Origin of the sequence: Micromonospora sp. LOL_021 (assembly GCF_048060215.1) — a bacterium.
Classification (GTDB): Bacteria; Actinomycetota; Actinomycetes; order Mycobacteriales; family Micromonosporaceae; genus Micromonospora_E.
Map to the genome: position 1 here is coordinate 47,064 of NZ_JBHMIN010000031.1, position 25,097 is coordinate 72,160.

23 protein-coding genes are annotated in these 25,097 nt (G+C 71.0%); 16 read left to right on the forward strand and 7 right to left on the reverse strand.

The genetic code is table 11. From position 1 onward, the window contains the following. Window positions 1-5: 5 nt before the first annotated feature. Window positions 6-1,070: an LCP family protein gene (locus tag ACFHWT_RS20090; protein ID WP_416596213.1), complete on the reverse strand. Its 1,065-nt coding sequence runs from the start codon at window positions 1,068-1,070 to the stop codon at window positions 6-8. A gap of 465 nt (window positions 1,071-1,535) precedes the next feature. On the opposite strand from ACFHWT_RS20090, the gene uvrA reads away from it, so the two are divergent. The 12 genes from uvrA to ACFHWT_RS20150 all read left to right on the forward strand — a co-directional run bounded on the left by uvrA (window position 1,536) and on the right by ACFHWT_RS20150 (window position 17,601). Next, the gene (uvrA, locus tag ACFHWT_RS20095; RefSeq protein ID WP_416596214.1) at window positions 1,536-4,520 is read left to right on the forward strand and encodes an excinuclease ABC subunit UvrA; all 2,985 of its coding nucleotides are present in this window, start codon (window positions 1,536-1,538) and stop codon (window positions 4,518-4,520) included. Window positions 4,521-4,665: 145 nt separating this feature from the next. Continuing rightward, window positions 4,666-5,151: a Rieske (2Fe-2S) protein gene (locus ACFHWT_RS20100; protein ID WP_416596215.1), complete on the forward strand. Its 486-nt coding sequence runs from the start codon at window positions 4,666-4,668 to the stop codon at window positions 5,149-5,151. 91 nt (window positions 5,152-5,242) lie between these two features. Then, the gene (uvrC, locus tag ACFHWT_RS20105; RefSeq protein WP_416596216.1) at window positions 5,243-7,237 is read left to right on the forward strand and encodes an excinuclease ABC subunit UvrC; all 1,995 of its coding nucleotides are present in this window, start codon (window positions 5,243-5,245) and stop codon (window positions 7,235-7,237) included. Between the two features lie 162 nt (window positions 7,238-7,399). Beyond that, the gene (rapZ, locus tag ACFHWT_RS20110; protein ID WP_416596241.1) at window positions 7,400-8,299 is read left to right on the forward strand and encodes an RNase adapter RapZ; all 900 of its coding nucleotides are present in this window, start codon (window positions 7,400-7,402) and stop codon (window positions 8,297-8,299) included. Continuing rightward, window positions 8,296-9,282, forward strand: coding sequence for a gluconeogenesis factor YvcK family protein (locus tag ACFHWT_RS20115; RefSeq protein ID WP_416596217.1), 987 nt, complete (start codon window positions 8,296-8,298; stop codon window positions 9,280-9,282). Before rapZ ends, ACFHWT_RS20115 begins: the two co-directional genes overlap by 4 nt. Before the next feature lie 53 nt (window positions 9,283-9,335). Then, window positions 9,336-10,316 carry a DNA-binding protein WhiA gene (gene whiA / locus ACFHWT_RS20120; RefSeq protein WP_123602428.1) on the forward strand — a complete coding sequence of 327 codons (981 nt, stop codon included), beginning with the start codon at window positions 9,336-9,338 and terminating at the stop codon, window positions 10,314-10,316. A 261-nt stretch (window positions 10,317-10,577) separates the two neighbouring features. Next, entirely contained in the window at window positions 10,578-11,582 is a 1,005-nt protein-coding gene (gene gap, locus ACFHWT_RS20125; RefSeq protein ID WP_278169959.1) for a type I glyceraldehyde-3-phosphate dehydrogenase, read from the forward strand. Then, window positions 11,579-12,784, forward strand: coding sequence for a phosphoglycerate kinase (locus ACFHWT_RS20130; RefSeq protein WP_416596218.1), 1,206 nt, complete (start codon window positions 11,579-11,581; stop codon window positions 12,782-12,784). The genes gap and ACFHWT_RS20130 overlap by 4 nt, the downstream gene beginning before the upstream one ends. A 35-nt stretch (window positions 12,785-12,819) precedes the next feature. Continuing rightward, the gene (gene tpiA / locus ACFHWT_RS20135) at window positions 12,820-13,584 is read left to right on the forward strand and encodes a triose-phosphate isomerase (RefSeq protein ID WP_416596243.1); all 765 of its coding nucleotides are present in this window, start codon (window positions 12,820-12,822) and stop codon (window positions 13,582-13,584) included. A gap of 200 nt (window positions 13,585-13,784) precedes the next feature. Next, entirely contained in the window at window positions 13,785-15,380 is a 1,596-nt protein-coding gene (locus ACFHWT_RS20140; protein ID WP_416596219.1) for a radical SAM protein, read from the forward strand. Between the two features lie 71 nt (window positions 15,381-15,451). Continuing rightward, window positions 15,452-16,240 carry a class I SAM-dependent methyltransferase gene (locus ACFHWT_RS20145; RefSeq protein WP_416596221.1) on the forward strand — a complete coding sequence of 263 codons (789 nt, stop codon included), beginning with the start codon at window positions 15,452-15,454 and terminating at the stop codon, window positions 16,238-16,240. Then, a complete protein-coding gene (locus ACFHWT_RS20150; RefSeq protein WP_416596222.1) occupies window positions 16,237-17,601 on the forward strand; it encodes a dihydrolipoyl dehydrogenase family protein in 1,365 nt (454 codons plus the stop codon). The genes ACFHWT_RS20145 and ACFHWT_RS20150 overlap by 4 nt, the downstream gene beginning before the upstream one ends. On the opposite strand, the gene ACFHWT_RS20155 is transcribed toward ACFHWT_RS20150, so the two are convergent. Together ACFHWT_RS20155 and ACFHWT_RS20160 are read right to left on the reverse strand one after the other, a co-directional pair. Beyond that, entirely contained in the window at window positions 17,552-19,162 is a 1,611-nt protein-coding gene (locus ACFHWT_RS20155; protein ID WP_416596224.1) for a phytoene desaturase family protein, read from the reverse strand. The two genes, ACFHWT_RS20150 and ACFHWT_RS20155, sit on opposite strands and share 50 nt — an antisense overlap. Then, window positions 19,159-19,734 (reverse strand): vitamin K epoxide reductase family protein, encoded by a 576-nt coding sequence (locus ACFHWT_RS20160; protein ID WP_416596225.1) that lies wholly within the window; start codon window positions 19,732-19,734, stop codon window positions 19,159-19,161. The genes ACFHWT_RS20155 and ACFHWT_RS20160 overlap by 4 nt, the downstream gene beginning before the upstream one ends. A gap of 184 nt (window positions 19,735-19,918) precedes the next feature. Between ACFHWT_RS20160 and secG the strand changes: the two genes are divergently transcribed. Further along, complete coding sequence (gene secG, locus ACFHWT_RS20165) at window positions 19,919-20,179, forward strand: preprotein translocase subunit SecG (RefSeq protein WP_278169949.1); 261 nt, start codon at window positions 19,919-19,921, stop codon at window positions 20,177-20,179. Between the two features lie 141 nt (window positions 20,180-20,320). Then, on the forward strand, window positions 20,321-20,665 hold the full coding sequence (locus ACFHWT_RS20170; RefSeq protein WP_416596226.1) for an RNA polymerase-binding protein RbpA: 345 nt from the start codon (window positions 20,321-20,323) through the stop codon (window positions 20,663-20,665). Window positions 20,666-20,817: 152 nt separating this feature from the next. Here the strand turns inward: ACFHWT_RS20170 and ACFHWT_RS20175 are convergent, their stop codons facing one another. Beyond that, complete coding sequence (locus ACFHWT_RS20175) at window positions 20,818-21,144, reverse strand: hypothetical protein (protein WP_416596227.1); 327 nt, start codon at window positions 21,142-21,144, stop codon at window positions 20,818-20,820. A gap of 139 nt (window positions 21,145-21,283) precedes the next feature. Between ACFHWT_RS20175 and ACFHWT_RS20180 the strand changes: the two genes are divergently transcribed. Then, window positions 21,284-22,180: a helix-turn-helix domain-containing protein gene (locus ACFHWT_RS20180; protein ID WP_416596228.1), complete on the forward strand. Its 897-nt coding sequence runs from the start codon at window positions 21,284-21,286 to the stop codon at window positions 22,178-22,180. Continuing rightward, window positions 22,177-22,377 carry a DUF397 domain-containing protein gene (locus ACFHWT_RS20185; RefSeq protein WP_416596229.1) on the forward strand — a complete coding sequence of 67 codons (201 nt, stop codon included), beginning with the start codon at window positions 22,177-22,179 and terminating at the stop codon, window positions 22,375-22,377. Before ACFHWT_RS20180 ends, ACFHWT_RS20185 begins: the two co-directional genes overlap by 4 nt. Window positions 22,378-22,386: 9 nt before the next feature. On the opposite strand, the gene ACFHWT_RS20190 is transcribed toward ACFHWT_RS20185, so the two are convergent. The 3 genes from ACFHWT_RS20190 to ACFHWT_RS20200 all read right to left on the reverse strand — a co-directional run bounded on the left by ACFHWT_RS20190 (window position 22,387) and on the right by ACFHWT_RS20200 (window position 25,032). Then, the gene (locus ACFHWT_RS20190) at window positions 22,387-22,947 is read right to left on the reverse strand and encodes a hypothetical protein (protein ID WP_416596230.1); all 561 of its coding nucleotides are present in this window, start codon (window positions 22,945-22,947) and stop codon (window positions 22,387-22,389) included. A 70-nt stretch (window positions 22,948-23,017) separates the two neighbouring features. After that, entirely contained in the window at window positions 23,018-24,244 is a 1,227-nt protein-coding gene (locus ACFHWT_RS20195; RefSeq protein WP_416596231.1) for a hypothetical protein, read from the reverse strand. A 50-nt stretch (window positions 24,245-24,294) separates the two neighbouring features. Beyond that, entirely contained in the window at window positions 24,295-25,032 is a 738-nt protein-coding gene (locus ACFHWT_RS20200; RefSeq protein WP_416596232.1) for an ATP-binding cassette domain-containing protein, read from the reverse strand. Window positions 25,033-25,097 lie beyond the last annotated feature (65 nt).

The following is a 25,097-nucleotide window of genomic DNA, read 5'->3' on the forward strand; positions in this document are numbered from 1 at the left end:
CCGGATCAGCGGCCGGTCGGGTGTTCGCGCAGCCAGTCGTCGACGGTGTCGCCACGGACCGCCGCGTACAGGTCTGCTGCGGCCGCCTCGTCGGGGAAGACGACACTCTGCCCGGCCTGCTGGCCGGTGCCCGCCGACGGCGAGGTGAGCATGGTCAGGTCGGTGCTGCGTAGCTGCCGCAGCGCCCACACCGTGTCGAACACCGAGGTGCCCTCGTCCACGGTGACCGCGTCGGCGGTGGCGCGCAGGAAGTCGTCCAGCTGGCCCGGGCTGGTGAGCAGCCCGCTGCTGCTGGCCTGGTCCAGCACCGCCGCGATGATCTCCTGCTGGTGCCGTACCCGGGTGAAGTCGCCGTCGGCGAACTGTTTGCGCTGCCGGGCGTAGTCCAGCGCGGTGTCGCCGTCCATCTGCTGCAGTCCGGCGGTGAACTGCCGGTACGGCGGGTGGACCGAGGTGAACGACTCGTCGACGGCGAGTTCGATTCCGCCGACGGCGTCGATGATCTCGGCGAAGCCGGCGAAGTCGATGAGCACCACGTGGTCGATCCGGACTCCGGTGAACGCCTCCACGGTCTGCACCAGCAGCGGCGTCCCGCCGGTCGCGTACGCGGAATTGATCTTGTCCTGGCGGCCGTCGCCGCCGTCCGGGTCCGGCACCCGGACCCAGGTGTCCCGGGGGATGGAGATCATCTGTACGCCGCTGCGGTCGGCCGGCAGGTGCGCCAGGATGATCGTGTCGGTGCGGGAACCGGAAGTGTCCGGATCCCGCGAGTCGCTGCCGACGATCAGAAAGTTCCTCGCCTGCTCGACGGCCTTGACCGGGCGTTGCGCCTCGGGCAGTGCGGTGAAGATCTCCAACTTTTCGACGTGCGACTCGACGGATCGGGCGTACAGCCATCCGGCGGTGGCGGTGCCGCCGACCACCAGGAGCAGCGACAGCCCTGCGACGAGCAGGGCGAGTCGCAGCCAGCGGCCGCCACGGCGGCGGGAGGGCGGCTGCCCCGTCGTGCCGGGCGGCGACCCGTCGGTTTCGGGTACGACCGTGTCGGATTTGAGTTCCGTATCGAGCATGACTCTCGCATCGGGCGTAGCGTTCGCTTCGACCGTGGGGTCGGAGACCGCGTCGGACATGGGATCAGAGGCTACGTCGCCGCTGACCAACCCGACATTGCCGGCTTGGTCGGTCCTGCTGGCCGGATGGCAGCGGGGGCCGACCCGTCCCACCCCCCGATCGGACGGGCCGGCCCGCTGACACGTGGAGGAACCCCCTGCTCCACGCCAGGTCAATGGGTGACTTGACCAGTATGTGCAGTATGCCGGCCGATCCGGCCCGCCCGGGCGGTATTGGCGGGACCGGTGCCGGGATACCCCGATCGGGTGACGACGTGTGTCGGGCAGAGTTGTCGGAGCCTGGGGCTACAGTTGCCGGGGCGTCGGCCAGGTCGGCTACAGACCACTGGCCGGAAGCGACAAACGTGACGATTCAGACACCCGACAACACCCACCCTTGTGAGCCTCTACGGGAGCAGGCGGACCGTGGCCGACCGATTGATCATCCGTGGCGCGCGTGAGCACAACCTCCGCGACGTCAGCCTTGACCTGCCACGTGACGCGCTCATCGTGTTCACCGGGCTGTCCGGCTCGGGCAAGTCGAGCCTCGCGTTCGACACCATCTTCGCCGAGGGGCAGCGGCGGTACGTCGAGTCGCTGTCGTCGTACGCCCGGCAGTTCCTCGGCCAGATGGACAAGCCGGACGTCGACTTCATCGAAGGGTTGTCACCGGCGGTCTCCATCGACCAGAAGTCGACCTCGCGCAACCCGCGGTCGACGGTCGGCACCATCACCGAGGTCTACGACTACCTGCGGCTGCTCTTCGCCCGGGTCGGCGAGCCGCACTGCCCGGTCTGCGGCGAGCGGATCTCCCGGCAGACCCCGCAGCAGATCGTCGACCGGGTGCTGGCCATGCCCGAGGGCACCCGGTTCATGGTGCTCGCCCCGGTGGTGCGCGGCCGCAAGGGCGAGTACCTCGACCTCTTCGCCGACCTGCAGGCCAAGGGGTATGCCCGGGCCCGGGTCGACGGGGTGGTCCACCCGTTGACCGAGCCGCCGAAGCTCAAGAAGCAGGAGAAGCACACCATCGAGGTGGTCGTCGACCGGCTCACCGTCAAGCAGAGCGCCCGGCGGCGGCTGACCGACTCGGTGGAGTCGGCGCTCGGCCTCACCGGTGGCATCGTGCTGCTCGACTTCGTCGACCTCGCCGAGGACGACCCGGCCCGCGAGCGGCGCTTCTCCGAGCACCTGGCCTGCCCGAACGACCATCCGCTGGCGATCGAGGACCTGGAGCCGCGGGTCTTCTCGTTCAACGCGCCGTACGGTGCCTGCCCGGAGTGTGTCGGTCTGGGGACCAAGAAGGAGGTTGACGCGGAGCTGGTCGTCCCGGACGTGGAGCGGTCGCTGCGCGACGGCGCCATTCAGCCGTGGTCCGGCGGGCAGACCCAGGAGTACTTCGCCCGGCTGCTCGCCGCGCTCGGCGAGGCGGAGCACTTCGACCTGGACACCCCGTGGCGCAAGCTGCCCAGCCGGGCGCAGAAGACCATCCTGTACGGCTCCGACGACCAGGTGCACGTCCGCTACCGCAACAAGTACGGCCGGGAGCGGTCCTACTACACCGGCTTCGAGGGCGTGGTGCAGTGGATCGAGCGGCGGCACACCGACACCGAGTCGGAGTGGTCCCGGGAGAAGTACGAGGGCTACATGCGGGACGTGCCGTGCGGGTCGTGCGGCGGCGCCCGGCTCAAGCCCGAGGTGCTCGCGGTCACCGTGGCCGGACGCAACATCGCCGAGGTGACCGGGCTGTCCGTCGGTGAGTGCGCCGACCTGCTGGGCGGGCTGGTGCTCACCGACCGGCAGAAGATGATCGCCGAGCGGGTGCTCAAGGAGATCAACGCCCGGCTGCGGTTCCTGGTCGACGTCGGCCTGGACTACCTGTCGCTAGACCGCCCGGCCGGCACCCTCTCCGGCGGCGAGGCGCAGCGGATCCGGCTCGCCACCCAGATCGGCTCCGGCCTGGTCGGGGTGCTGTACGTGCTGGACGAGCCGTCGATCGGGCTGCACCAACGGGACAACCACCGGCTGATCGAGACCCTGGTGCGGCTGCGCGGCCTGGGCAACACGCTGATCGTCGTCGAGCACGACGAGGACACCATCCGGACCGCCGACTGGATCGTCGACATCGGGCCGGGCGCCGGTGAGCACGGCGGCCGGATCGTGCACAGCGGGCCGGTCGACGCGCTGCTGACCAGCGACGAGTCGCTGACCGGGGCGTACCTGTCCGGCCGCAGGGCCATCCCGGTGCCGGTCACCCGGCGGCCGGCGACAGCCGGCCGCGAACTGGTGGTGCACGGCGCCCGCGAGCACAACCTGCGCAACCTGACCGTCACGTTTCCGCTCGGCCAGCTGATCGCGGTCACCGGGGTCAGCGGCTCCGGCAAGTCGACGCTGGTCAACGACATCCTCTACACCGTACTGGCCAACCAGATCAACAACGCCCGGCTGGTGCCCGGCCGGCACACCCGGATCACCGGGCTGGACCACGTGGACAAGGTCGTCGGCGTCGACCAGTCGCCAATCGGCCGGACCCCACGGTCGAACCCGGCGACCTACACCGGGGTGTTCGACCACGTCCGCCGGTTGTTCGCCGAGACGACCGAGGCCAAGGTGCGCGGCTACGGTCCGGGACGGTTCTCGTTCAACGTCAAGGGCGGCCGGTGCGAGGCGTGCTCGGGCGACGGCACCATCAAGATCGAGATGAACTTCCTGCCGGACGTCTACGTGCCGTGCGAGGTGTGTAAGGGCGACCGGTACAACCGGGAGACCCTCGAGGTCCACTACAAGGGCCGGACCATCGCCGAGATCCTGCAGATGCCGATCGAGGAGGCGGCCGACTTCTTCGAGGCCATCCCGGCGATCCACCGGCACCTGAAGACCCTGGTCGACGTGGGGCTGGGATACGTGCGGCTCGGCCAGCCGGCGCCGACCCTGTCCGGCGGCGAGGCACAGCGCGTCAAGCTCGCCTCCGAGCTGCAGAAGCGCTCCACGGGCCGGACCGTCTACGTGCTCGACGAGCCGACCACCGGGCTGCACTTCGAGGACATCCGCAAGCTGCTGACCGTGCTGGCCGGCCTGGTCGACAAGGGCAACACCGTGGTGGTCATCGAGCACAACCTCGACGTGATCAAGACCGCAGACTGGCTGATCGACATGGGGCCGGAGGGCGGGCACCGGGGCGGCACCGTGGTCGCCGCCGGTACGCCGGAGGAGGTCGCCGAGGTCGCCGAGAGCCACACCGGGGCGTTCCTGCGCCCGGTCCTGGGCCGCACCGGCGACGCCGGCGGGGCCGCCGCCGCGTCCGCGCGGGCCGCGAAGGCCAACGGTACGCCCGGCCGGACCAACAGCGCGTCGAGCCGGGCCAAGCGTGGTTCCGGCGGGCGACGGGCGGCCGAAGCCGTCGCACAGCATTGACACAGCTGCCGTACAGCGGCGTCTACGGCTGCTCATAGATCATGGTCCTGCCGTCATACCGGGATGAACCGTTTGTGACGCGTCGCCGTTTCTACTGGCGTGGCCACGGACGACCAGCCGTGGCAACTGACAGGAGGCAAGCTGAATGACTGAGCACCAGACGACGACCGACGCTGGTCCGACCAGCCGCCGGGCGCTGCTGATCGGCGCGGGCGGGGTCGGAGCGACCGTGGCGCTCGCCGCCTGCGGCACCAGTACCGACGACAGCCTGGGCGACGGTGCCAACGCGCCGATCGACGCCGGCCAGTCCGCCGGCACGGACGACAGCGGCGACACCGGAACCGGCGGTGACGGGCTGACCACCAGCCAGGTGCCGGTCGGCAGCGGTATCATCCTCGCCGCCCAGGGCGTCGTGGTCACCCAGCCCGCTGAGGGCGAGTTCAAGGCGTTCAGCAATGTCTGCACCCACCAGGGCTGCCCGGTGGCCAACCTCGACGGTGGCACCATCAACTGCACCTGCCACTTCAGCAGTTTCTCCATCTCCGACGGCTCGGTGCTCTCCGGCCCGGCGTCGGCGCCGCTGGAGGAGAAGACCGTCACCGTCGACGGCGAGACCATCTCGGTGGCCTGACGGGTCCGGTCGTCCGCGTCCGCCGGGTGCGCTCCGCCCACGCGGACGCGGACGACTGGAGCTGTCGCAGCCCTCGACTACGCTGACGGCGATGCCAGATCCGTCCAGCTACCGCCCTGCCCCCGGCACCATCCCGGACTCGCCGGGGGTCTACCGGTTCCGTGATCCCACCGGGCGGGTCATCTACGTCGGCAAGGCCAAGAGCCTGCGCAGCCGGCTCAACTCCTACTTCGGCGACCTGTGGCAGCTGCACCAGCGCACCCAGCAGATGGTCACTACCGCCGCGTCGGTCGACTGGGTGACCGTCGGCAGCGAGGTCGAGGCGCTGCAGCTGGAGTACCTCTGGATCAAGGAGTACGACCCCCGGTTCAACGTCCGCTACCGGGACGACAAGTCCTACCCGTACCTGGCGGTGACGCTGGACGAGGAGTTTCCCCGGCTGCAGGTGATGCGCGGGGCGAAACGCAAAGGGGTGCGTTACTTCGGGCCGTACTCGCACGCCTGGGCGATCCGCGAGACCCTTGACCTGCTGCTGCGGGTCTTCCCGGCGCGGACCTGCTCGGCCGGGGTGTTCCGGCAGGCCGGCCAGGTCGGGCGGCCGTGTCTGCTCGGCGACATCGGCAAGTGCTCGGCGCCGTGCGTCGGCCGGGTCGACCCCGCCGGGCACCGGGCGATCGTCGACGAGTTCTGCGACTTCATGGCCGGGCGCACCGACACCATGGTGCGCCGGTTGGAGCGGGACATGCACGACGCCGCCGAGGCGTTGGAGTTCGAACGGGCCGCCCGGCTGCGTGACGACGTTGCGGCGCTGCGCAAGGCGATGGAGAAGCAGACCGTCGTGCTCGGAGACGGCACCGACGCCGACGTGGTCGCCTTCGCCGAGGACCCGCTCGAAGCGGCGGTGCAGGTATTCCACGTCCGCGGCGGCCGGGTACGCGGTCAGCGCGGCTGGGTGGTGGAGAAGGTCGAGCAGCTGACCACCGCCGACCTGGTGCACCACTTCTGCACCCAGGTGTACGGCCCCGAGCAGGGCGAGACCGACGTGCCCCGCGAGTTGCTGGTGCCCGAGCTGCCGGCCGACGCTCCGGCGCTCGCCGACTGGCTGACCGCCCGCCGGGGCAGCCGGGTGACGCTGCGGGTGCCGCAGCGCGGCGACAAGCGTGCCCTGATGGAGACCGTCGCCCGCAACGCCGGCGAGGCGTTGACCCGGCACAAGCTGCGCCGGGCCAGTGACCTGACCACCCGCAGCCAGGCGTTGGAGGAGATCGCCGAGGCGCTGGGGCTTGCCGCCGCGCCGCTGCGTATCGAGTGTTTCGACGTGTCGCAGATCCAGGGCACCGATGTGGTGGCCAGCCTGGTGGTGTTCGAGGACGGGCTGCCCCGCAAGGCCGAGTACCGCCGGTTCGCGGTCCGCGGCGCGACCGACGACCTGTCCGCGATGAGCGAGGTGCTGCGCAGACGCTTCGCCCGCCACCGCCAGCCCGCCGACGAACCGCTGCCGCAGGAGCCGGCGGCCGGGGCGCCGTCGCAGGCGACCCCGGACGGGGCATCGCCGCAGCCGTCGGTGGACGTGGGGCAGCCGCCGGCGGGTGTCGACCCGCAGACCGGGCGGCCACGCCGGTTCGCGTACCCGCCGCAGTTGGTCGTGGTCGACGGCGGCGCGCCGCAGGCGCAGGCCGCCGCGACGGTACTGGCCGAGCTCGGCGTCGACGACGTGGCGCTGTGCGGGCTGGCCAAGCGGCTGGAGGAGGTGTGGCTGCCCGGCGACGACTACCCGGTGATCCTGCCGCGCACCTCCGAAGGGCTGTACCTGCTGCAGCGGATCCGCGACGAGGCTCACCGGTTCGCGATCACCTATCACCGGCAGCGCCGGTCAAAGCGGATGACCGCCTCCGGGCTGGACCAGGTGCCCGGGCTCGGCGAGACCCGCCGCAAAGCGCTGCTGCGGCACTTCGGCTCGATCCGGCGGATCGCCTCGGCGACCGTCGACGAGATCACCGAGGTGCCCGGCATCGGACGACGGACCGCGGAGACGATCGTCGCTGCGCTCGCCGGGTCGCCGGATGACGGCGCGGATCGCACCTAGAATCCCATCTGTGGTGCCGACCTGCGCGCACTTGGCGCGCCGCGTACCCGAGGCAGGAGGACCGTGAGGCAGAACAGCCTGAACCCGGGCGAGGACATCACCCGGCCGGCCGACGACACACCGGCCAGCGTCGCGGCGGTCGACGACCTGGCCGGCAGCGCCGTGCACGACGGCGAACCGACCGGCACCTCGGCCGACCAGAACGAGGCCCGGCTGGTCGTGGTGACCGGCGTGTCCGGGGGCGGACGCAGCACGGTGGCCCGGGCCCTGGAAAACGTCGGCTACTACGTGGTGGACAACCTGCCGCAGGCGTTGCTGCTCGACATGGCCGAGCTGGCGATGCGGGCCGGCGGGGCGGCCCGGCGGACCGCGATGGTGCTGGACGTGCGAAGCCGCGCCTTCTCCACCGACCTGGTCGGCGCGATCCGCGCCCTCAAGGAACGCGGCTACCAGCCCCGGGTGGTCTTCGTCGACGCCGCAGCCGACGTGCTGATCCGCCGGTTCGAAAGTGTCCGGCGTTCGCATCCGCTGCAGGGCGACGGCCGGCTGGCCGACGGCATCGCCGCCGAGCGGGACCTGCTCGCCGAGGCCCGCGACCAGGCCGACGTGATCATTGACACCAGCCATCTGAACGAGAACCAGCTCCGGCGCCGGGTCGAGGAGCTGTTCGGCGGCGAGGACGCCCGCCGGCTGCGGATCACCGTGCTGTCGTTCGGCTTCAAGTACGGGCTACCGCCGGACGCCGACTTCGTGATCGACGCGCGGTTCCTGCCCAACCCGTACTGGGTGCCGGACCTGCGCGAGTACACCGGCCGGGAGGCGTCGGTCAGCGGGTACGTGCTCAGCCAGGAAGGCGCCGACGACTTCGTCCGCAACTACGCCGAGCTGGTCAACGCCACCACCGCCGGGTTCGAGCGGGAGGGCAAACGCTATCTGACCGTCGCGGTCGGCTGCACCGGCGGCAAGCACCGCAGCGTGGCGATCGCCGAGGAGCTCGCCGTACGGCTGCGTCAGGCTCGGCTGTCGGTCAACGCCCAGCACCGTGACCTGGGGCGCGAGTGAGCGTACTGCGGGTGGTGGCCTTCGGCGGCGGGCACGGGCTGGCCGCCTCGCTGCGTGGCCTGCGTCACGCCGGTGCCGAGCTGGCGCTGGACCTCACCGCAGTGGTCACGGTCGGTGACGACGGTGGGTCGAGTGGCCGGCTGCGGGCCGACCGGGGCGCGCTGCCCCCCGGCGATCTGCGTCAGGCGCTCGCCGCGCTGGCCGGGCCGGCGCCGGCCGACCAGTTGACCGCCGAGTTGTTCCAGCACCGGTTCGTGCCGGTGCCGGGGGAGGCGCCGGCGACCGACCGACCCGATCCGCTCACCGGGCACGCGGTCGGCAACCTGGTGCTCTGCGGGCTGATGGAGCTGCTCGGCGACCCGGTCGCCGCCCTCGACCACGTCGGCCGGCTGCTCGGCGCGACCGGCCGGGTGCTGCCGATGTCCTGCGAGCCGGTGTCGATCGAAGCCGACGTGCGCGGTGGCGACCCGCGCCGGCCGACCGACGTGGTCACCATCCGGGGCCAGCACGCGGTGGCGGTCACCCGGGGCCGGGTCGAATCGGTGCGGCTGCAGCCGAAAGCACCGGCCGCCTGCCGGCCGGTGCTTTCGGCGGTGCGCGACGCCGACTGGCTGATCTTCGGGCCGGGCAGCTGGTACACCAGCGTCATCCCGCATCTGCTGGTGCCGGACCTGGCCGCCGCGATCGTGGCCAGCCCGGCCCGGCGGCTGGTCACCCTGAACCTGGCGGCGGAGAAGGAGACCCTCGGGCTGTCGGTCGCCGACCACCTCGCCGCGCTCAGCTGGTACCTGCCGCAGCTGCAGGTCGACACGGTGCTCGCCGACGGTACGGCGGTCGGCGATCCCGACCCGGCGGCCCGTGCGGCAGAATCGCTGGGTGCGTGTTTGACGCTCGCCCCGTTGGCGGTCGCCGACGGCAGCCCCCGGCACGATCCGGTCGCGTTGGGTGCCGCCCTGGTGCCTGTCCTGGGGTCCGCTCGTTAAGCACGTACGTATCGGTACCCGCCGTCTAACCGGCCCCCGTGAGGTGAATGACTATGGCGATGACCGCTGCCGTCAAGGACGAGCTGAGCCGGGTCGACGTGCCCAAGCCGTGCTGCCGTCGGGCTGAGATGGCCGCGTTGCTGCGCTTCTCCGGCGGACTGCACATCGTCGCCGGCCGGGTCGTCGTCGAAGCTGAGCTGGACACCAACGCGGTCGCCCGGCGGCTGCGCCGGGAGGTGGCCGACGTCTACGGCTACTCGAGCGAAATTCACGTGCTGAGCCCGAGCGGGCTGCGCAAGGGCAACCACTTCATCATCCGGGTCGTCAAGGACGGTGAGGCGTTGGCCCGGCAGACCGGCCTGCTGGACGTTCGGGGCCGGCCGGTGCGCGGTCTGCCCCCGCACCTGGTGTCGGCGAACGTCTGCTGCGCCGTGTCGGCCTGGCGTGGGGCGTTCATGTCGCACGGGTCGTTGACCGAGCCGGGCCGGTCCAGCGCGTTGGAGATCACCTGCCCGGGGCCGGAGTCGGCGCTGGCGCTGGTCGGCGCCGCCCGGCGGCTGGGGATCGCCGCCAAGGCGCGCGAGGTGCGCGGCGTCGACCGGGTGGTGGTCAAGGACGGTGACGCGATCGCCGCGCTGCTCACCCGGATCGGCGCGCACTCCAGCGTGCTGACCTGGGAGGAGCGGCGGGTACGCCGGGAGGTGCGGGCCACCGCGAACCGGCTGGCCAACTTCGACGACGCCAACTTGCGCCGCTCGGCCCGGGCGGCGGTGGCCGCCGCTGCCCGGGTGACCCGGGCGTTGGAGATCCTCGCCGACGACGCCCCCCGGCATCTGACGTCGGCGGGCCGGCTGCGGCTGGAGCACCGCCAGGCGTCGCTGGAGGAGCTGGGCGCGTTGGCCGACCCGCCGCTGACCAAGGACGCGATCGCCGGGCGGATCCGCCGGCTGCTGGCGCTGGCCGACAAGCGGGCCCGCGATCTCGGCATTCCGGACACCGAGGACGCGGTGACGGCGGAGATGCTCGTCGGGTGAACACCAGGTGCGAACCAGGGTGACCGGACGCCCCGGCGCAACACGGCACGGGCTTCTCGGATAGGGTCGCAGTGTACGGCGACGGGGCCGGCACCCGGCTCTCCCGCCGCGACCACCGCCTCGGGTGTCCCGCCCGAGCCACGTACGGCTGCGGCGTGACCAGCCGGATCATCTGATCGGCGCCCGGCCCGCCACGCGGTCGGCGCACACCAATCCGTCCGGCTCCGGCCCGGACGGGCGAGAAGCAAGGAGATGGGACCTGTGACCATCCGGGTTGGCATCAACGGCTTCGGCCGTATCGGCCGTAACTTCACGCGGGCGGTGCTCGCCTCCGGCGCGGACATCCAGATCGTCGCCTTCAACGACCTGGGTGACACCGCGACCACCGCGCACCTGCTCAAGTACGACAGCATCCTGGGCCGGCTGCCGCACGAGGTGAAGGCCAGCGGTGACGAGATCACCGTCGGTGGGCAGACCATCAAGGCGCTCGCCGAGCGCGACCCGGCCAAGCTGCCGTGGGGCGAGCTCGGTGCCGACGTGGTGATCGAGTCGACCGGCTTCTTCACCGACGCCACCAAGGCCAAGGCGCACGTCGACGGCGGCGCCAAGAAGGTGATCATCTCGGCCCCGGCCAAGAACGAGGACTTCACCGTCGTGCTCGGCGTCAACGACGGCCAGTACGACCCGGCGAAGCACACGATCATCTCGAACGCCTCCTGCACCACCAACTGCCTCGCCCCGATGGCGAAGGTGCTGCAGGACACGTTCGGCATCGAGCGCGGCCTGATGACCACCATCCACGCGTACACCCAGGACCAGAACCTGCAGGACGGCCCGCACAAGGATCTGCGTCGGGCCCGCGCCGCCGCGCTGAACATCGTGCCGACCTCGACCGGCGCCGCCAAGGCGATCGGCCTGGTGCTGCCGGAGCTCAAGGGCAAGCTGGACGGCTACGCGCTGCGGGTGCCGATCCCGACCGGCTCGGCCACCGACCTGACCGTCACCGTCGGCCGGGAGACCACCGTCGAAGAGGTCAACGCCGCGGTCAAGGCCGCCGCGCAGGGTCCGCTGGCCGGCATCCTCACCTACACCGAGGACCCGATCGTGTCGGCCGACATCGTCACCGACCCGGCGTCGTGCATCTTCGACGCCGGCCTGACCAAGGTGATCGGCGACCAGGTCAAGGTCGTCGGCTGGTACGACAACGAGTGGGGCTACTCCAACCGCCTGGTAGACCTGGTCAAGCTGGTGGGCGCGTCCCTGTGAGCCAGGTAACCACTCTCGACGACCTTCTCGCCGAGGGTGTGTCGGGTCGGCGCGTGCTGCTGCGCGCCGACCTGAACGTCCCGTTCGAGAAGGACAACCCGGGGGTCATCGCCGACGACGGCCGGATCCGGGCGGTGCTGCCCACCCTGACCGCGCTGCGTGACGCCGGCGCGGCCGTGGTGGTCTGTTCCCACCTGGGCCGGCCCAAGGGCGCTCCGGACCCGAAGTACACCCTGGCCCCGGTCGCCGCCCGGCTCGGCGAGCTACTCGGCACGCCGGTCGCGTTCGCCACCGACACCGTCGGTACCTCGGCGCAGGCCACCGTCGCCGGCCTGACCGGCGGCCAGGTCGCACTGCTGGAGAACCTGCGGTTCAACCCGGGGGAGACCAGCAAGGACGCCGATGAGCGGGGTGCCTTCGCCGACCAGCTGGCGGCGTTCGCCGACGCGTACGTCGACGACGCGTTCGGCGCCGTGCACCGCAAGCACGCCAGCGTGTACGACGTACCGGCGCGGCTGCCGCACGTCGCCGGCAAGCTGGTGCACCGTGAGGTCGAGGTGCTCGGCAAGCTGACCGGCGCGCCGGAGCGGCCGTACGTGGTGGTGCTCGGCGGGTCGAAGGTCTCCGACAAGCTGGCCGTCATCGAGGCGCTGCTGCCGACCGTGGACAAGCTGCTGGTCGGCGGCGGCATGTGCTTCACCTTCCTCAAGGCCCAGGGTCACGAGGTCGGCAAGTCGCTGCTGGAGGCCGAGATGGTCGACACCTGCCGCGACCTGCTGGAGCGGGCCGCCGGCAAGATCGTGCTGCCGGTGGACGTGGTGGCCGCCACCGCGTTCGCCGCCGACGCCGACCACGACGTGGTCGACGCCGCCGCGATCCCGGCCGACCGGCTCGGCCTGGACATCGGCCCGCGCAGCGTCGCCGCGTTCGCCGAGACCCTCGCCGGGGCCCGGACGGTGTTCTGGAACGGCCCGATGGGCGTGTTCGAGCTGGCGCCGTTCGCCGCCGGCACCCGGGGCGTCGCCGAGGCGATCACCAAGGTCGACGGCTTCACCGTCGTCGGCGGCGGCGACTCGGCGGCCGCGGTGCGCACCCTCGGCCTCGACGAGTCCGCCTTCGGGCACATCTCGACCGGCGGGGGCGCCTCGCTGGAGTACCTGGAGGGCAAGACCCTGCCCGGCATCGCCGCCCTGGAGAAGTGAGAGCAGTGCCTGAGACCGTTGCCCGCCGGCCGCTGATGGCCGGCAACTGGAAGATGAACCTCAACCACCTGGAAGCCATCGCGCTGGTCCAGAAGCTGGCGTTCAGCCTGAACGAGCAGCAGCTGACCGACGTCGAGGTGGCGGTGCTGCCGCCGTTCACCGCGCTGCGCAGCGTGCAGACGCTGATCGACGGCGACAAGCTGGCCATCGGCTACGGCGCGCAGGACCTGTCGCCGCACGTCTCCGGTGCCTACACCGGTGACATCTCCGGGGCGATGCTGGCGAAGCTGGGCTGCCAGTACGTCACCGTCGGCCACTCCGAGCGGCGGGCGTACCACAACGAGGACGACGCGGTGGTCAAGGCCAAGGTGGCCGCCGCGCTGGCCAACGGGATCACCCCGATCCTGTGCGTCGGTGAGGGCCTGGACGTGCGGGAGGCCGGCGGTCACGTCGCGCACTGCCGCGACCAGGTCGACGCCGCGCTGGCCGGGCTGACCGCCGAGCAGGTGGTCAAGGTGGTCATCGCGTACGAGCCGGTTTGGGCGATCGGCACCGGTAAGACCGCCACCCCGGCCGACGCGCAGGAGGTGTGCGGCGCGATCCGGGCCCGGCTGGCCGAGTCCTACGACCAGGCCACCGCCGACCAGACCCGGATCCTGTACGGCGGCTCGGTCAAGGCGGCGAACATCGCCGCGATCATGGCCGAGGTCGACGTCGACGGCGCGTTGATCGGCGGCGCCAGCCTGGACGCCGACGAGTTCGCGCAGATCGCCCGCTTCCCGGAGCACGTCAAGCGCTGAGCGGTCGACACCGTCAAGGTCGGCCGCACCCACGCATACCGTCGCGGGCCCCGATGCCGCAGAGACATGATCATGTCTCTGCGGCATCGGGCTGTCACAGGTAGCCGGCTACGGCCGACGGCATCGGGTGCTTGCCGGGCCACGGTCGGTGATGGTGGACTGGTCGCCCTGGGGATCCAACGCGCCGCCGAGGGAGCCGGATGACCACCAAACAGGACCGCGACGAGATCTTCATCGAGTTCACCAAGTCGATCTGCCCGGTGTGCAAAGTCGTCGTCGACGCTCAGGTCAACATCCGCGACGACAAGGTCTTCCTGCGGAAACGCTGCCGGGAGCACGGGCAGTTCGAGGCGTTGGTCTACGGCGACGCGCAGATGTACCTGGACTCGGCCCGGTTCAACAAGCCCGGCACGATCCCGCTGGCGTTCCAGACCGACGTGGTCGACGGCTGCCCCAGCGACTGCGGGCTCTGCCCCGAGCACAAACAGCATGCCTGCCTCGGCATCATCGAGGTCAACACCGGCTGCAACCTGGACTGCCCGATCTGCTTCGCCGACTCCGGTCACCAACCCGACGGCTACTCGATCACCCTCGACCAGTGCGAGCGGATGCTCGACACGTTCGTCGCCGCCGAGGGCGAACCCGAGGTGGTGATGTTCTCCGGCGGGGAACCCACCATCCACAAGCAGATCCTGGAGTTCGTCGACGCCGCCCAGGCCCGGCCGATCAAGGCGGTCAACCTCAACACCAACGGCATCCGGCTCGCCTCCGACAAGCGGTTCGTCGCCGAACTCGGCCGGCGGCACAGCCCGGACCGGGCGATCAACATCTACCTGCAGTTCGACGGTTTCGACGAGCGTACCCACCGGGCGATCCGCGGCCGCGACCTGCGCGAGGTCAAGCGGCGGGCGCTGGACAACTGCGCCGAGGCCGGGCTGACCGTCACCCTGGTCGCCGCCGTCGAGCGCGGGCTCAACGACCACGAACTCGGCGCGATCATCGAGTACGGGCTGACGCACCCCGCCGTACGGTCGGTGTCGTTCCAGCCGGTCACCCACGCCGGACGGCACGTCGAGTTCGACCCGTTGCACCGGCTGACCAACTCCGACATCATCCACGGCATCGTGGCGCAGCGCCCCGACTGGTTCACCGCGTCGGACTTCTTCCCGGTGCCATGCTGCTTCCCGACCTGCCGGTCCATCACGTACCTGCTGAGCGAGGGCACCCCGGGCGAGCCCGGCTTCGGGGTGGTGCCGATCCCACGGCTGCTCAACGTCGCCGACTACCTCGACTACGTCGCCAACCGGGTGCTGCCGGACCTGGCGATCCGCGAGGCGTTGGAGAAGCTGTGGTCGGCGTCGGCGTTCATGGGCACCGGCACTACCAGCGAGCAGTTGACGGCCGCCGCGACGGCGCTGGACTGCGCCGACGCCTGCGGAATCAACCTGCCGGCGGCGATCGCCGACATCACCGACCGGGCCTTCATGATCGTCATCCAGGACTTCCAGGACCCGTACACGCTCAACGTCAAACAGCTGATGAAATGCTGCGTCGAGGAGATCACCCCGGACGGTCGGATGATCCCGTTCTGCGCGTACAACTCGGTCGGCTACCGCGAACAGGTCCGCGAGCAGCTGTCCGGTGTCGCGGTGGCCGACGTGGTGCCCAACGCGCTGCCGCTGCAGCCGGTGCTCGCCGACTCGCCGTACGGGTCGAAGGTGGCCCGGCCCGGTGGGCGTACCGGCAACGGCCGAATCGCCCCGGACACCACCAACGTCGGCCGGCGGGTCCGGTGACCGGCCGGGCCTCGCCGGTGGACGGTCCCACTGTCTCCACCGACGCGGAGACTGACACGGAGACCGGCGCGATGACCGACGCGAAGGCGTGCTGCGCCGCCGCGTACGGCTCCGACGTCGTCGCGTTGCTGCTCGGCGAGTCGTACCACCCGGGCGGTCTGGCGTTGACCCGGCGGCTCGCCGACCGGCTCGCGTTGCGTCCCGGCGCGGCCGTGCTCGACGTGGCCAGCGGGCGCGGCGCCACCGCGCTGCTGCTGGCCCGGACGTACGGGGCCGACGTCACCGGCGTCGACCTGTCGGCGGCCAACGTGTCCGCCGCGACGCAGGCGGCTGCCGCGGCCGGGCCGGCCGATGCCCGGGGGTCGGTGCGGTTCCGGCTCGGCGACGCCGAGCGGCTGCCGGTGCCCGACGCGGCGTTCGACGCGGTGGTCTGCGAATGCGCCTTCTGCACCTTCCCCGACAAGGCCACCGCCGCCGCAGAGTTCGCCCGGGTGCTGCGGCCGGGCGGGCGGCTCGGCCTCACCGACGTCACCGTCGACCAGGCCCGGCTGCCGGCCGAACTCGCTGGGCTCGGCGGCTGGATAGCCTGCGTCGCCGACGCCCGCCCGCTGGCCGAGTACGCCGACCTGCTGGCCGCGGCCGGGCTGCGGGTGACGTACACGCAACGCCACGACGCCGCGGTCGCCGCCATGCTGGAGCAGATCGAGGCCCGGCTGACGCTGGTCCGGATGACCGCCCGGGACCGGGCCGAGGCGGCCGGGCTCGACTTCGCCCGGGCCCCGGCGGTGCTGGCCGCCGCCCGCGCGGCGATCGCCGAGCAGATCATCGGGTACGGCCTGCTGGTGGCGACCAGACCATGACCGGCGGACACGACCTGGTGGTGATCGGCGGCGGGGCGGCCGGTCTCGGCGCGGCCCGCGCCGCCGCCGGAGCCGGTGCCCGGGTGCTCCTGGTCACCGACGGGCCGCCCGGCGGCGACTGCACGTTCACCGGCTGCGTCCCGTCGAAGACGCTGATCGAGGCGGCCGGGCGCGGCCTGCCGTTCGACGACGCCGTACGACGGATGCGATCGGTGATCGCGCAGATCGCCGCCACCGAGGACGCCGCCGCACTGCGGGCCGAGAGCATCGAGGTACGCCGTGGCCGGGCCCGGTTCGTCGCGCCGGGCCGGATCGACGTCGACGGCACCGTGCTGGCCGCCCGCCGCTACGTCGTCGCCACCGGAGCCGCCCCGGCGGTCCCGTCGGTACCGGGGCTGGCCGACGTCCCGTACCTGACCACCGAGACGGTCTTCGACCTTGCCGCCGCACCCGGGTCGCTGATCGTGCTCGGCGGCGGCCCGGTCGGCTGCGAACTCGCCCAGACCTACGCCCGGTTCGGCACCCGGGTGACCGTCGTCGAGGCCGCCGACCGGCTGCTGCCCGGCCACGAGCCGGCGGTGTCCGCGGTGATCGCCGACGTGTTCGCCCGCGAAGGGATCACGCTGCGCCTCGGCGCGCAGGCCATCGAAGCGGGTACCACCGGCGGCGTGACGTTGCGGCTGGCCGACGGCAGCCAGGTCCACGGCGACCGGCTGCTGGTCGCGACCGGCCGACGGCCGACCACCGGCGGGCTCGACCTGCCGGCCGCCGGGATCGCCGCCGACGACCGAGGGCACGTGGTCACCGACGCCCACCTGGCTACGACCGCACCGGGCGGGTACGCCGCCGGCGACGTCACCGGCCGGATGCCGTTCACCCACGCCGCGTTCGCCATGGGACGGATCGCCGCCGGCAACGCGCTGTCGCGTCGGCGGCAGCGCTACGACCCGGCCGCCACGCCGTGGGTGGTCTTCACCGACCCGGAGGTGGCCCGGGTCGGGCTGACCGAGGCGCAGTCGGTCGGCCGGGGCGGCCGGGTGGCGTACCTGCCGATGACGGAGATGGACCGGGCGGTCACCGCCGACGCCACCGACGGGTTCGTCACCCTGGTCGCCGGGCCGCGCCGGCTGCTGGGCAACCTCGGCGGCGGCCGGATCCTCGGGGCCACCGTCGTCGCCGGCCGGGCCGGCGAGATGATCCATGAACCGGCGCTGGCGGTGGCCACCGGCATGTTCGCCGGCCGTCTCGCCCAGGCCACCCACGCCTACCCCACCTGGTCGTACGGGATCCAGCTGGCCGCCGCCCAGTTCGTCACGGCCATCGGCGGCCGGCGGGCCCGCCCCGCGCGGGCGGTCCGGTGATCAGCGCGTACGCCGCGTCGCGGCCCGGCAGTCCGGCGATGCCGCCGACCGGTGCGGTGCCCGCCCCGGACACCACCAGCCCGGTCAGCGGCGTGCGGTGGCCGGCCAGGTCCGGCGTCGGGCGCAGCATCGCCAGCTGGTCCAGGCTGATGTCCAGGTGCATCGGGTGCGCGCCGGGCCAGTGCAGTTGCCGGGCCATGTCGGCCGGGGTGTGCGTCACCCGGTCGACGACACTGGCGGTGAACCCGGGTGCCCGGGCCTCGACGGTGGCGATCATCCGGTCGGCGAACTCCTCCCGGGCGGCGTCCCATCCACCCCGCACCTCGTAGGGGGCGCAGGGGCAGGCCAGGTAGACGGTGTGCCGGCCGGGCGGGGCGAGGCTGTCGTCGAGCGCGGTCGGCGTGAACGCGTACGTCGGCACCGGGTCGTCCGGCAGGTGACCGGCTTCGGCCTGGGCGAACCCGGCGGACAGCGATTCGAGGCTGTCCACGTACGACTGCAGTCCGTTCCAGTCGCCGGGCCGGGCCTGCGGGTAGCCGGGCAACCCGGTGGTGGCCAGCAGCACCAGGCTCTGTACGGCGTTGCCGCGCCCGGCGGCCCGCAGCCGGTCGGCGACCGGGCCGGTCAGCGGCGGATCCAGCAGGTCGAGCAGGGCGCTGCGCGGGTCGATGGCGGTGAGCACCGCGTCGGCGGCGATCCGGGTACCGTCGGCCAGCTCGACCCCGGCGACCCGGTCGGTGCCGGGGCCGGTGCGCAGGATCCGGGCCACCGGCGTGTTCACCCGCCAACTGCCGCCGTAGCTGGCCAGCCGGGTGGCGAGCGCGTCGGTCAACGCCTGCGACCCGCCGACCGGATGCCACTGACCGACCTGGTGGTAGAACGCCTGCCACAACGCGAAGGTGGCCCCGCCGACCTGCTGTGGTGACGCGGAGGCGTGCGCAGCGAACGCCGCCACCGGCGCCCGGACCAGCTCGGTGTCGAACTGTTCCCGCAGCACCCGCCCGTACGGTGCCAGCAGGGTACGGGCCAGCCCGACCGGGCCGCCGTTGCGGGCCAACGCCCGGCCACCCGCCGCGACCAGGCCCGGCATCGCCCGCAGTCGGTGCGTCACGCCGGTGCCGGGGTCCAGCATGGTCCGCATCGCGGTGACGAGCGGCCACGCCTGGCGCATCCAGGCCGCGTACCGCCGCGCGGCCCGCCGGTCGACCTCGGCGATCGACTCGACGGTGGCCTCGACGCTGCGGTGGAACCGGACGATCGTGCCGTCGCGGAACGCCGCGATGGAGAACGGGTCCATCTCGCGGTAGACCAGCCCGGCGTCCCGCAGCCGTAGGTCCTCGACGATGCCGGTGGCGTTGATGATGTTGTGCGCCGCCGAGTGGGTGTTGAAATGGTGGCCCGGCAGCAGTTCCTCGGTCCGGGCGCCGCCGCCCAGCTTGTCAGACTGCTCCAGCACCTGCGTCTGCCAGCCGCTACGGGCCAGGTAGCAGGCGGCGACCAGGCCGTTGTGCCCGCCGCCGACCACCACGACCCGGCGGGCACGCTGCTGCCGGGCCCTCATGCCGAGCGGCCGCGAAGGTGGCGCCACGCCCGGGTGGCTTCCGGCACGGTGAGTGCCGCCGCTGCGGTCGTGGTGGCGGCGGCCAGGGTGCACCAGCCGCAGATCCGGCGGTGCCGGCTGAGCTGCTCGGCGAACAGCCAGGCCCCGGCGGCCGCGTCACCGGCCGCCTTGCCAGCAGCGAACAACGGCCGCCACGGCTGGCGGGTCGCCCGGTCGGCGTCGCCCGTCCCGATCAGGGCGAGGGTGACGCCGGCGTTGGCCAGCGCGAGCGCGGTGTCCGGGGTGTGTCCGGCGGCGTACGCTTCGCCGCTGGCGTCCACCCGGTCGGCGTCCAGCCAGGGCAGCGCCGGCTCCGGCAGGTGCCGTACCAGGCCGTACTGGTAGGTGGCGACCACCGCGTAGGCGCCGACCGCCAGCAGGGTCAGCCCGGCCGACCACCGCCGTCGCCGCAGCGTCGGCGTGTCGGCCAGGCGCAGGTCGTCGCTGACCCGTTCGGCTGCCCGGTCCGACGTCCGGCCGACGCCGGTGGGTCGACCCCGGATCCGCTCGGCGGGCTGTCCCTGTCGTCTCATCCGGTCGGCTACCCTTCTCGCGGCGGACCACACGGGTGGATGGCTGCGGAGACGGTCGGAGCCGGTCGGCATGGATCGAGCCGGCCCGCTATCCTGGGGTGGCCCGGGTGCCGGCCCACTCGGGTTTGTCCGGTTCGCCCCGCTTCGCGAGCCGGCGACCGTGATGAGAGGACTGACCACTGCCATGCCGATCGAGTTCGCCTACGTATTGATCGTCTTGCTGGTGATCACGAGCGTCATGCTCACCATGCTGATCCTGCTGCACAAGGGCAAGGGTGGCGGCATGTCCAGCATGTTCGGCGGTGGCGTGAGCACCAGCCTGGCCGGATCCTCGGTGGCCGAGAAGAACCTCGACCGTTACACCGTGCTGACCGGCATCGTGTGGTTCGCCTGCATCGTCGGCCTCGGCCTGTGGCTGAAGGTCGCGATGAGTGCGGGTGTGTGATCCGTCGCATTTCGTCGTAAGATTTCGCGCGGCCCGTTGATACGGGCCGCGCATTCTTTTCGGTACGCCCGCTTCACCGGCGTCGCACCGCCGCCTCGTGCCGGTGGTGACACCCCCTCCCCGACGACAGGAGCGACTAACATGGCGAGTGCGAACACGATCCGGGGCAGCCGGATCGGTGCCAGCCCGGCCCGGCCCACCGAGCGGGCCGAGCCCGCGCCCCGCCGGCAGACCACCTACTGGTGCGCGAACGCGCACGCGGTGGAGATCAGCCTCGCCGTGGACGCGGCGGCTCCGGAAACCTGGGAGTGTCCACGTTGTGGGCTGCCCGCCGGGCAGGACCGGCACAATCCGCCGGCCCGGCCACGGACCGAGCCGTACAAGTCGCACCTGGCGTACGTGAAGGAGCGCCGCAGCGACGCCGACGCCGAGGCGATCCTCGCCGAGGCGCTCGCGGCGGTCCGCGCCCGACGCGGCGAGTCCTGACCGGCTGCCTACCCCCACTCCCGACGCACCGGAGGCTGACCCGGCTCGTCATGCCCGGGATCGGCGTCGACCGGGCGAATCCCTTCGTCGGACTCCAGTATCCCGCTGCAGTCCGTCAGGCAGAGGGTTGCGTCGCCACCGCGGCATGGGGGTCAGTCAGGGGCGGGCACCAGCACTGTCGTGCCTGACCAGTTGATGTGCGCGTTTCGGATGTGGTGCCACGGTTCGCCGTCCTCGTCGAGGCCGGTCAGTTCGGCGAGGTAGTGGCCGAAGCCGTACCCGGCGGCTCGCAGGGTGGCGATCGCCCACGGTTGGAGCTGGTCGGCGACGCGCTCGGGGTGGCGCTGGTCGAACGGGACCTCGATGACGCCGAGCAGGTCGTAGCGTTCGTCGGTGCCACCGGGGTCGACCACCCGGCACAGCGAGAATCCGTACCGTTCGCGCTGCTCACCGTCCACCCAGCTGAGTTGTCCAGCCACAGTGTCCTCCTTGATCATTGTTTGGATGCTGAGGTGAACGAAGCATCGCGCTAAAACTCGCTTATATCAACCCCTTGTGTTGTTCATGATCACCTGGTGTGATGTCGTGGTCACCATCCAATCACGAGGGAAGTCACCGATGGCACGTGCACCGAGGACCCGCAAGGCACCCGCCAACCCCGCCATGTCGCCGACCGTGCAGGCCATGGAGCTCGGCATCCGACTGCGCGAGCGCCGCGAAGAGCTGGGCATGACCGCCGTCGGCGTCGGCCGCAGCAGCGGCATCACCCAGGCGTACGTCTCCGGCGTGGAGATCGGCAAGGTCAAACTCCCCGCCGACCGGCTCGCCCAGCTCGTCAAGATCTACGAAATCGACGATCAGGAGGCGACCGAGCTGGAGGCGCTGCGGATCGGCGCGATGGGCCGCGCCTGGTGGCACACGTACAAGCAGCTCTTCCCGGCCGAGTTCCTGCGCTTCCTCGGCTACGAGGCCGGCGCCGACCACGTCCGCACCTACCAGAGCGAGCTGATCGACGGCCTGCTGCAGACCGAGGCGTACGCCCGCGCGATCCTGCGCGGCGGCAACACCTACGTCCGGCTCACCGAGACCGAGCAGCGCATCGAGGTACGGATGGCCCGGCAGCGCCGGCTCGCCGAGGACCCGTCACTGCGGATCACCGCGATCGTCGGCGAAGGCGCCATCCGCCAGCAGGTCGGCGGCCCGACGGTGATGCGCGCCCAGCTCGACCACCTGGCCGACCTGATGACCCGGCACCCGGAGCAGATCCAGATTCGGATCATGCCGTTCTCGGCCGGCGCGTACCCGGCGCTCGGCGCTCCGTTCGTGATCCTGTCGTTCCCGTCGGCCCGGGTGCCGGACCTGGTATGGCAGGAGGTGCTCACCTCCAGCGACATCATCGACCAGTCCACCCGGGTCGCCGACTACACGATCACCTTCGGTGAGACGCTGGAGCGGGCGTTAAGCTTCGAGGAGTCCCTCGCCCTGATTTGCCAGGTCGCCCAGGAGATGGAATGACCGAGCACACCCCCACCCGTGACTGGTTCAAGTCCTCGCGCAGCGCGAGCAACGCCGCCTGCGTCGAGGTCCGCCTCAGCACCAACACCATCGGCGTACGCGACTCCAAGGACCGTAGCGGCCCGGCGCTCGCCTTCGACCCGGCCGTCTGGACCGGCTTCCTCACCACCCTCAAGGCCGCCGCGCCGGGCTCGTAGCCTCTGCGGCTATCGCCAGAACAGCAACCGCCGCCTGCGCCACGGAGTCGCGGCGTAGGCGGCCAGCCCGACAGCCAGCAGCGCGGCGCTGAGCACGAGACTGGGCACATCGTCGTACGGCCGTGCGCTGAACTCCCACCACCGATACTGATCGTTCCCGCCGAACCCCCAGTACCACAGGACGACGGCTACGACCGACGGCAGCGTCCAGGCCAGCCGCCAGCCGAGGACCGCTCCGGCGACCAGTGCCAGGCCGAACCAGCCCATCCATCCCCGCGCCATGATCGCAACGACGGCCGGCTGCGTGGTCAGTGCGGAGATGCCCAGGAAGATCACTGCGGAGCCGATACCCAGCCCGGCGAGGTAGAGCCGTTGCATGGACCGTAGTCGTCGGGTGGCTGCCAGCTCCAGACCAGCGAGTGGACTGGCCAGCCCGATGACCGGCAGGACAGCTGCACCCATGACGAGCAGCCGCCACATTGGGACGAACGCTGTGTCGTGTTCGACCGCCTGAGGTAGCGGTGCCTCGACCATGCCGAACCAGGTCACGAGCGCACCCAGAAGGGCCATGCCGGCGAGGACGGTACGTGCCGGCCGAACCGAGAGAAACAGCCTGACCGGTACGGCGTCTGTGGGTACCTCAACGTCCCGACTGACAGTAGCGCCCATGAATGTAATTCACCTCTTCGTCCGCCCATCGAAACTGATCTGATAGGGAGTCGCCGTTTGCGATCTCGCGTCCATCCGACCAGGCTTCTTGCATTTCCGCAGGTGCGTTGGTCTGGTAATCCGGGCTGCTCTCCCCGACCAGATACGCCTCCAGCCAGGCGCCAACCGCCTCGAACCGCCTCCGGTCGGGCGGGCGTAGATCCTTCCAGTCACAGGATTCAAACTTGAAGGTCGAGGAAATTATCGCCGTAGCGATGCTGCCTGAGAAAGACCACGAACTTCCCTCGAAGATGTAGAAAATCGGCGGTGCTCCATTGTAGCTGAGATGCCACTGCCCGTCGGGCAAGAGAATCCAGGCTTTCTGTAGACCGGCCTGATTGATGCGTGGTGGGCGGACGAAGCTTTCTGGCAGCAGATCGATCCGCGCGTTGACCTCCCGCAACTGGGGAAGGTACTTCTCGTGCTCCGGCCAGATGCACAAGGTGGTCGTGCCTTCGACGCACATCACGTCTTCTCCTGGCTGCTTCCGGTCCGTCACCGCGTTCGTGGCGACTAGGACTACGACGAGCGGCAACACCGCAGGGACCAGCAGCAGCGTCCTCCGCCGTCGCAGTGCATGGGAGGTCGGCAGGTAGAGCATCGTCAGCAGCAAGACTGTGACTGACGCCAGCCGTAGGGTGAGTGGTCCCGGATCGACTGTCATCTCCGGTCGGCCGGAGATGACGACGAATCCAAACCGGTCGAGAAACGCGGTCAGAAACAGGAATCCCATTGCCGCTGCCAGTGCTGCGAAAATTGAACCGAGCAACTTTCCGCACGCCCAGCCCAGGGCGGTCGAGGTCAGAATCACGAAGATTCCGAGTAACGCATAGCCTAACCAAAGATGCACGCCGGGTGGAAACGTCCGAGCCGTGATCACGAAGGCGACGGCCTGACCGACCAAGTACGGGACCAGCAGGACGATGACGGTAGCGCCCAGCCGGTTCGCTTCCAGCCGGGCCGGATGGAACCGCGAGGCCGTCAGCTGTTCATCAATCCGGTGTCGCTTCGGCGCGCTCGCCGCCCAAGCTGCGGCACCGGCACCGACCACCCCGAGCAGGTACGCGGGCACCAGCGCTGCAGCCCCGGTCTCCGGCCAGACACCGATCCAGTGGCGGTTGCGGAGGAACAGTGCTGTTAGGTCGATGGCGACGAACACTGGCAGCGCCCACCGGAGCGGAGAGTTCCGTACGTGTAACCACAGCCCGTTCACAGGCTTTGCTCTCCTTCGGGCAGTAGATGCATGTACGCCCGCTCCAGTGGGGAGTGCCCGGGGAGCCCGTCGTGGCCCAGCGCCGACAGCTCGGCCACCGAACCGTCGAACCTGGCCACCCCGCCATGCATCACGATCACCCGGTCACAGACCGCCGCGACATCGTCGATGAGGTGGGTGCTGAGCACCACCACCGTGTCCCGCAACTCTGCGATGATCTTGCGGAACTGGAGTCGCTGGCGTGGGTCCAGGCCGACGGTGGGCTCGTCGAGCAGCACCACCCGCGGACGTCCGACGATCGCCCAGGCGATGCCGGCGCGCTGGCGCATGCCGCCGGAGAGACTGCGCATCCTCGAGCGGCGTCGATCAGCCAGGTCGACCATCTTCAACGTCTCGTCGACCGCTTGCCGCCACTTGCCAGCCGGCACCCCACGCATCCAGGCCGCATAGGTCACAAAGTCGACGACCTTCATCAGCGGGTCGAACCCGAAGTCCTGCGGTAGATAGCCGATGCGGTCCCTGATCTTGCGGGCCGAACGCTCGTCGTCGATCTCGACGTCGTCAATGCGGATCCGGCCGTTGCGTGGTGGCATGACGGTTGCCAGCGTCCGTAGCAAGGTTGTCTTCCCCGCGCCGTTGGGGCCCAACAGCGCGGTGATCCCGGGCTGCAGTGTGACGCTGAGGTTGTCGATGATGGTCGACTTCCCATAGCCCTGGGCCAGCGCATCGAGCACGATCGTCACCTGGCGACTCGCAATCACAGGTCCGAGGATTGGCAGAGCAAATACTGGCTCCCTGG

Excerpts from the sequence above, each read along its gene's own strand:
- ACFHWT_RS20090 (WP_416596213.1), bottom strand. The coding sequence starts at position 1,070 with ATGCTCGATACGGAACTCAAATCCGACACGGTCGTACCCGAAACCGAC.
- ACFHWT_RS20100 (WP_416596215.1), top strand. The coding sequence starts at position 4,666 with ATGACTGAGCACCAGACGACGACCGACGCTGGTCCGACCAGCCGCCGG.
- uvrC (WP_416596216.1), top strand. The coding sequence starts at position 5,243 with ATGCCAGATCCGTCCAGCTACCGCCCTGCCCCCGGCACCATCCCGGAC.
- whiA (WP_123602428.1), top strand. The coding sequence starts at position 9,336 with ATGGCGATGACCGCTGCCGTCAAGGACGAGCTGAGCCGGGTCGACGTG.
- tpiA (WP_416596243.1), top strand. The coding sequence starts at position 12,820 with ATGGCCGGCAACTGGAAGATGAACCTCAACCACCTGGAAGCCATCGCG.
- ACFHWT_RS20140 (WP_416596219.1), top strand. The coding sequence starts at position 13,785 with ATGACCACCAAACAGGACCGCGACGAGATCTTCATCGAGTTCACCAAG.
- ACFHWT_RS20145 (WP_416596221.1), top strand. The coding sequence starts at position 15,452 with ATGACCGACGCGAAGGCGTGCTGCGCCGCCGCGTACGGCTCCGACGTC.
- ACFHWT_RS20150 (WP_416596222.1), top strand. The coding sequence starts at position 16,237 with ATGACCGGCGGACACGACCTGGTGGTGATCGGCGGCGGGGCGGCCGGT.
- ACFHWT_RS20155 (WP_416596224.1), bottom strand. The coding sequence starts at position 19,162 with ATGAGGGCCCGGCAGCAGCGTGCCCGCCGGGTCGTGGTGGTCGGCGGC.
- ACFHWT_RS20160 (WP_416596225.1), bottom strand. The coding sequence starts at position 19,734 with ATGAGACGACAGGGACAGCCCGCCGAGCGGATCCGGGGTCGACCCACC.
- secG (WP_278169949.1), top strand. The coding sequence starts at position 19,919 with ATGCCGATCGAGTTCGCCTACGTATTGATCGTCTTGCTGGTGATCACG.
- ACFHWT_RS20170 (WP_416596226.1), top strand. The coding sequence starts at position 20,321 with ATGGCGAGTGCGAACACGATCCGGGGCAGCCGGATCGGTGCCAGCCCG.
- ACFHWT_RS20180 (WP_416596228.1), top strand. The coding sequence starts at position 21,284 with ATGGCACGTGCACCGAGGACCCGCAAGGCACCCGCCAACCCCGCCATG.
- ACFHWT_RS20185 (WP_416596229.1), top strand. The coding sequence starts at position 22,177 with ATGACCGAGCACACCCCCACCCGTGACTGGTTCAAGTCCTCGCGCAGC.
- ACFHWT_RS20190 (WP_416596230.1), bottom strand. The coding sequence starts at position 22,947 with ATGGCCCTTCTGGGTGCGCTCGTGACCTGGTTCGGCATGGTCGAGGCA.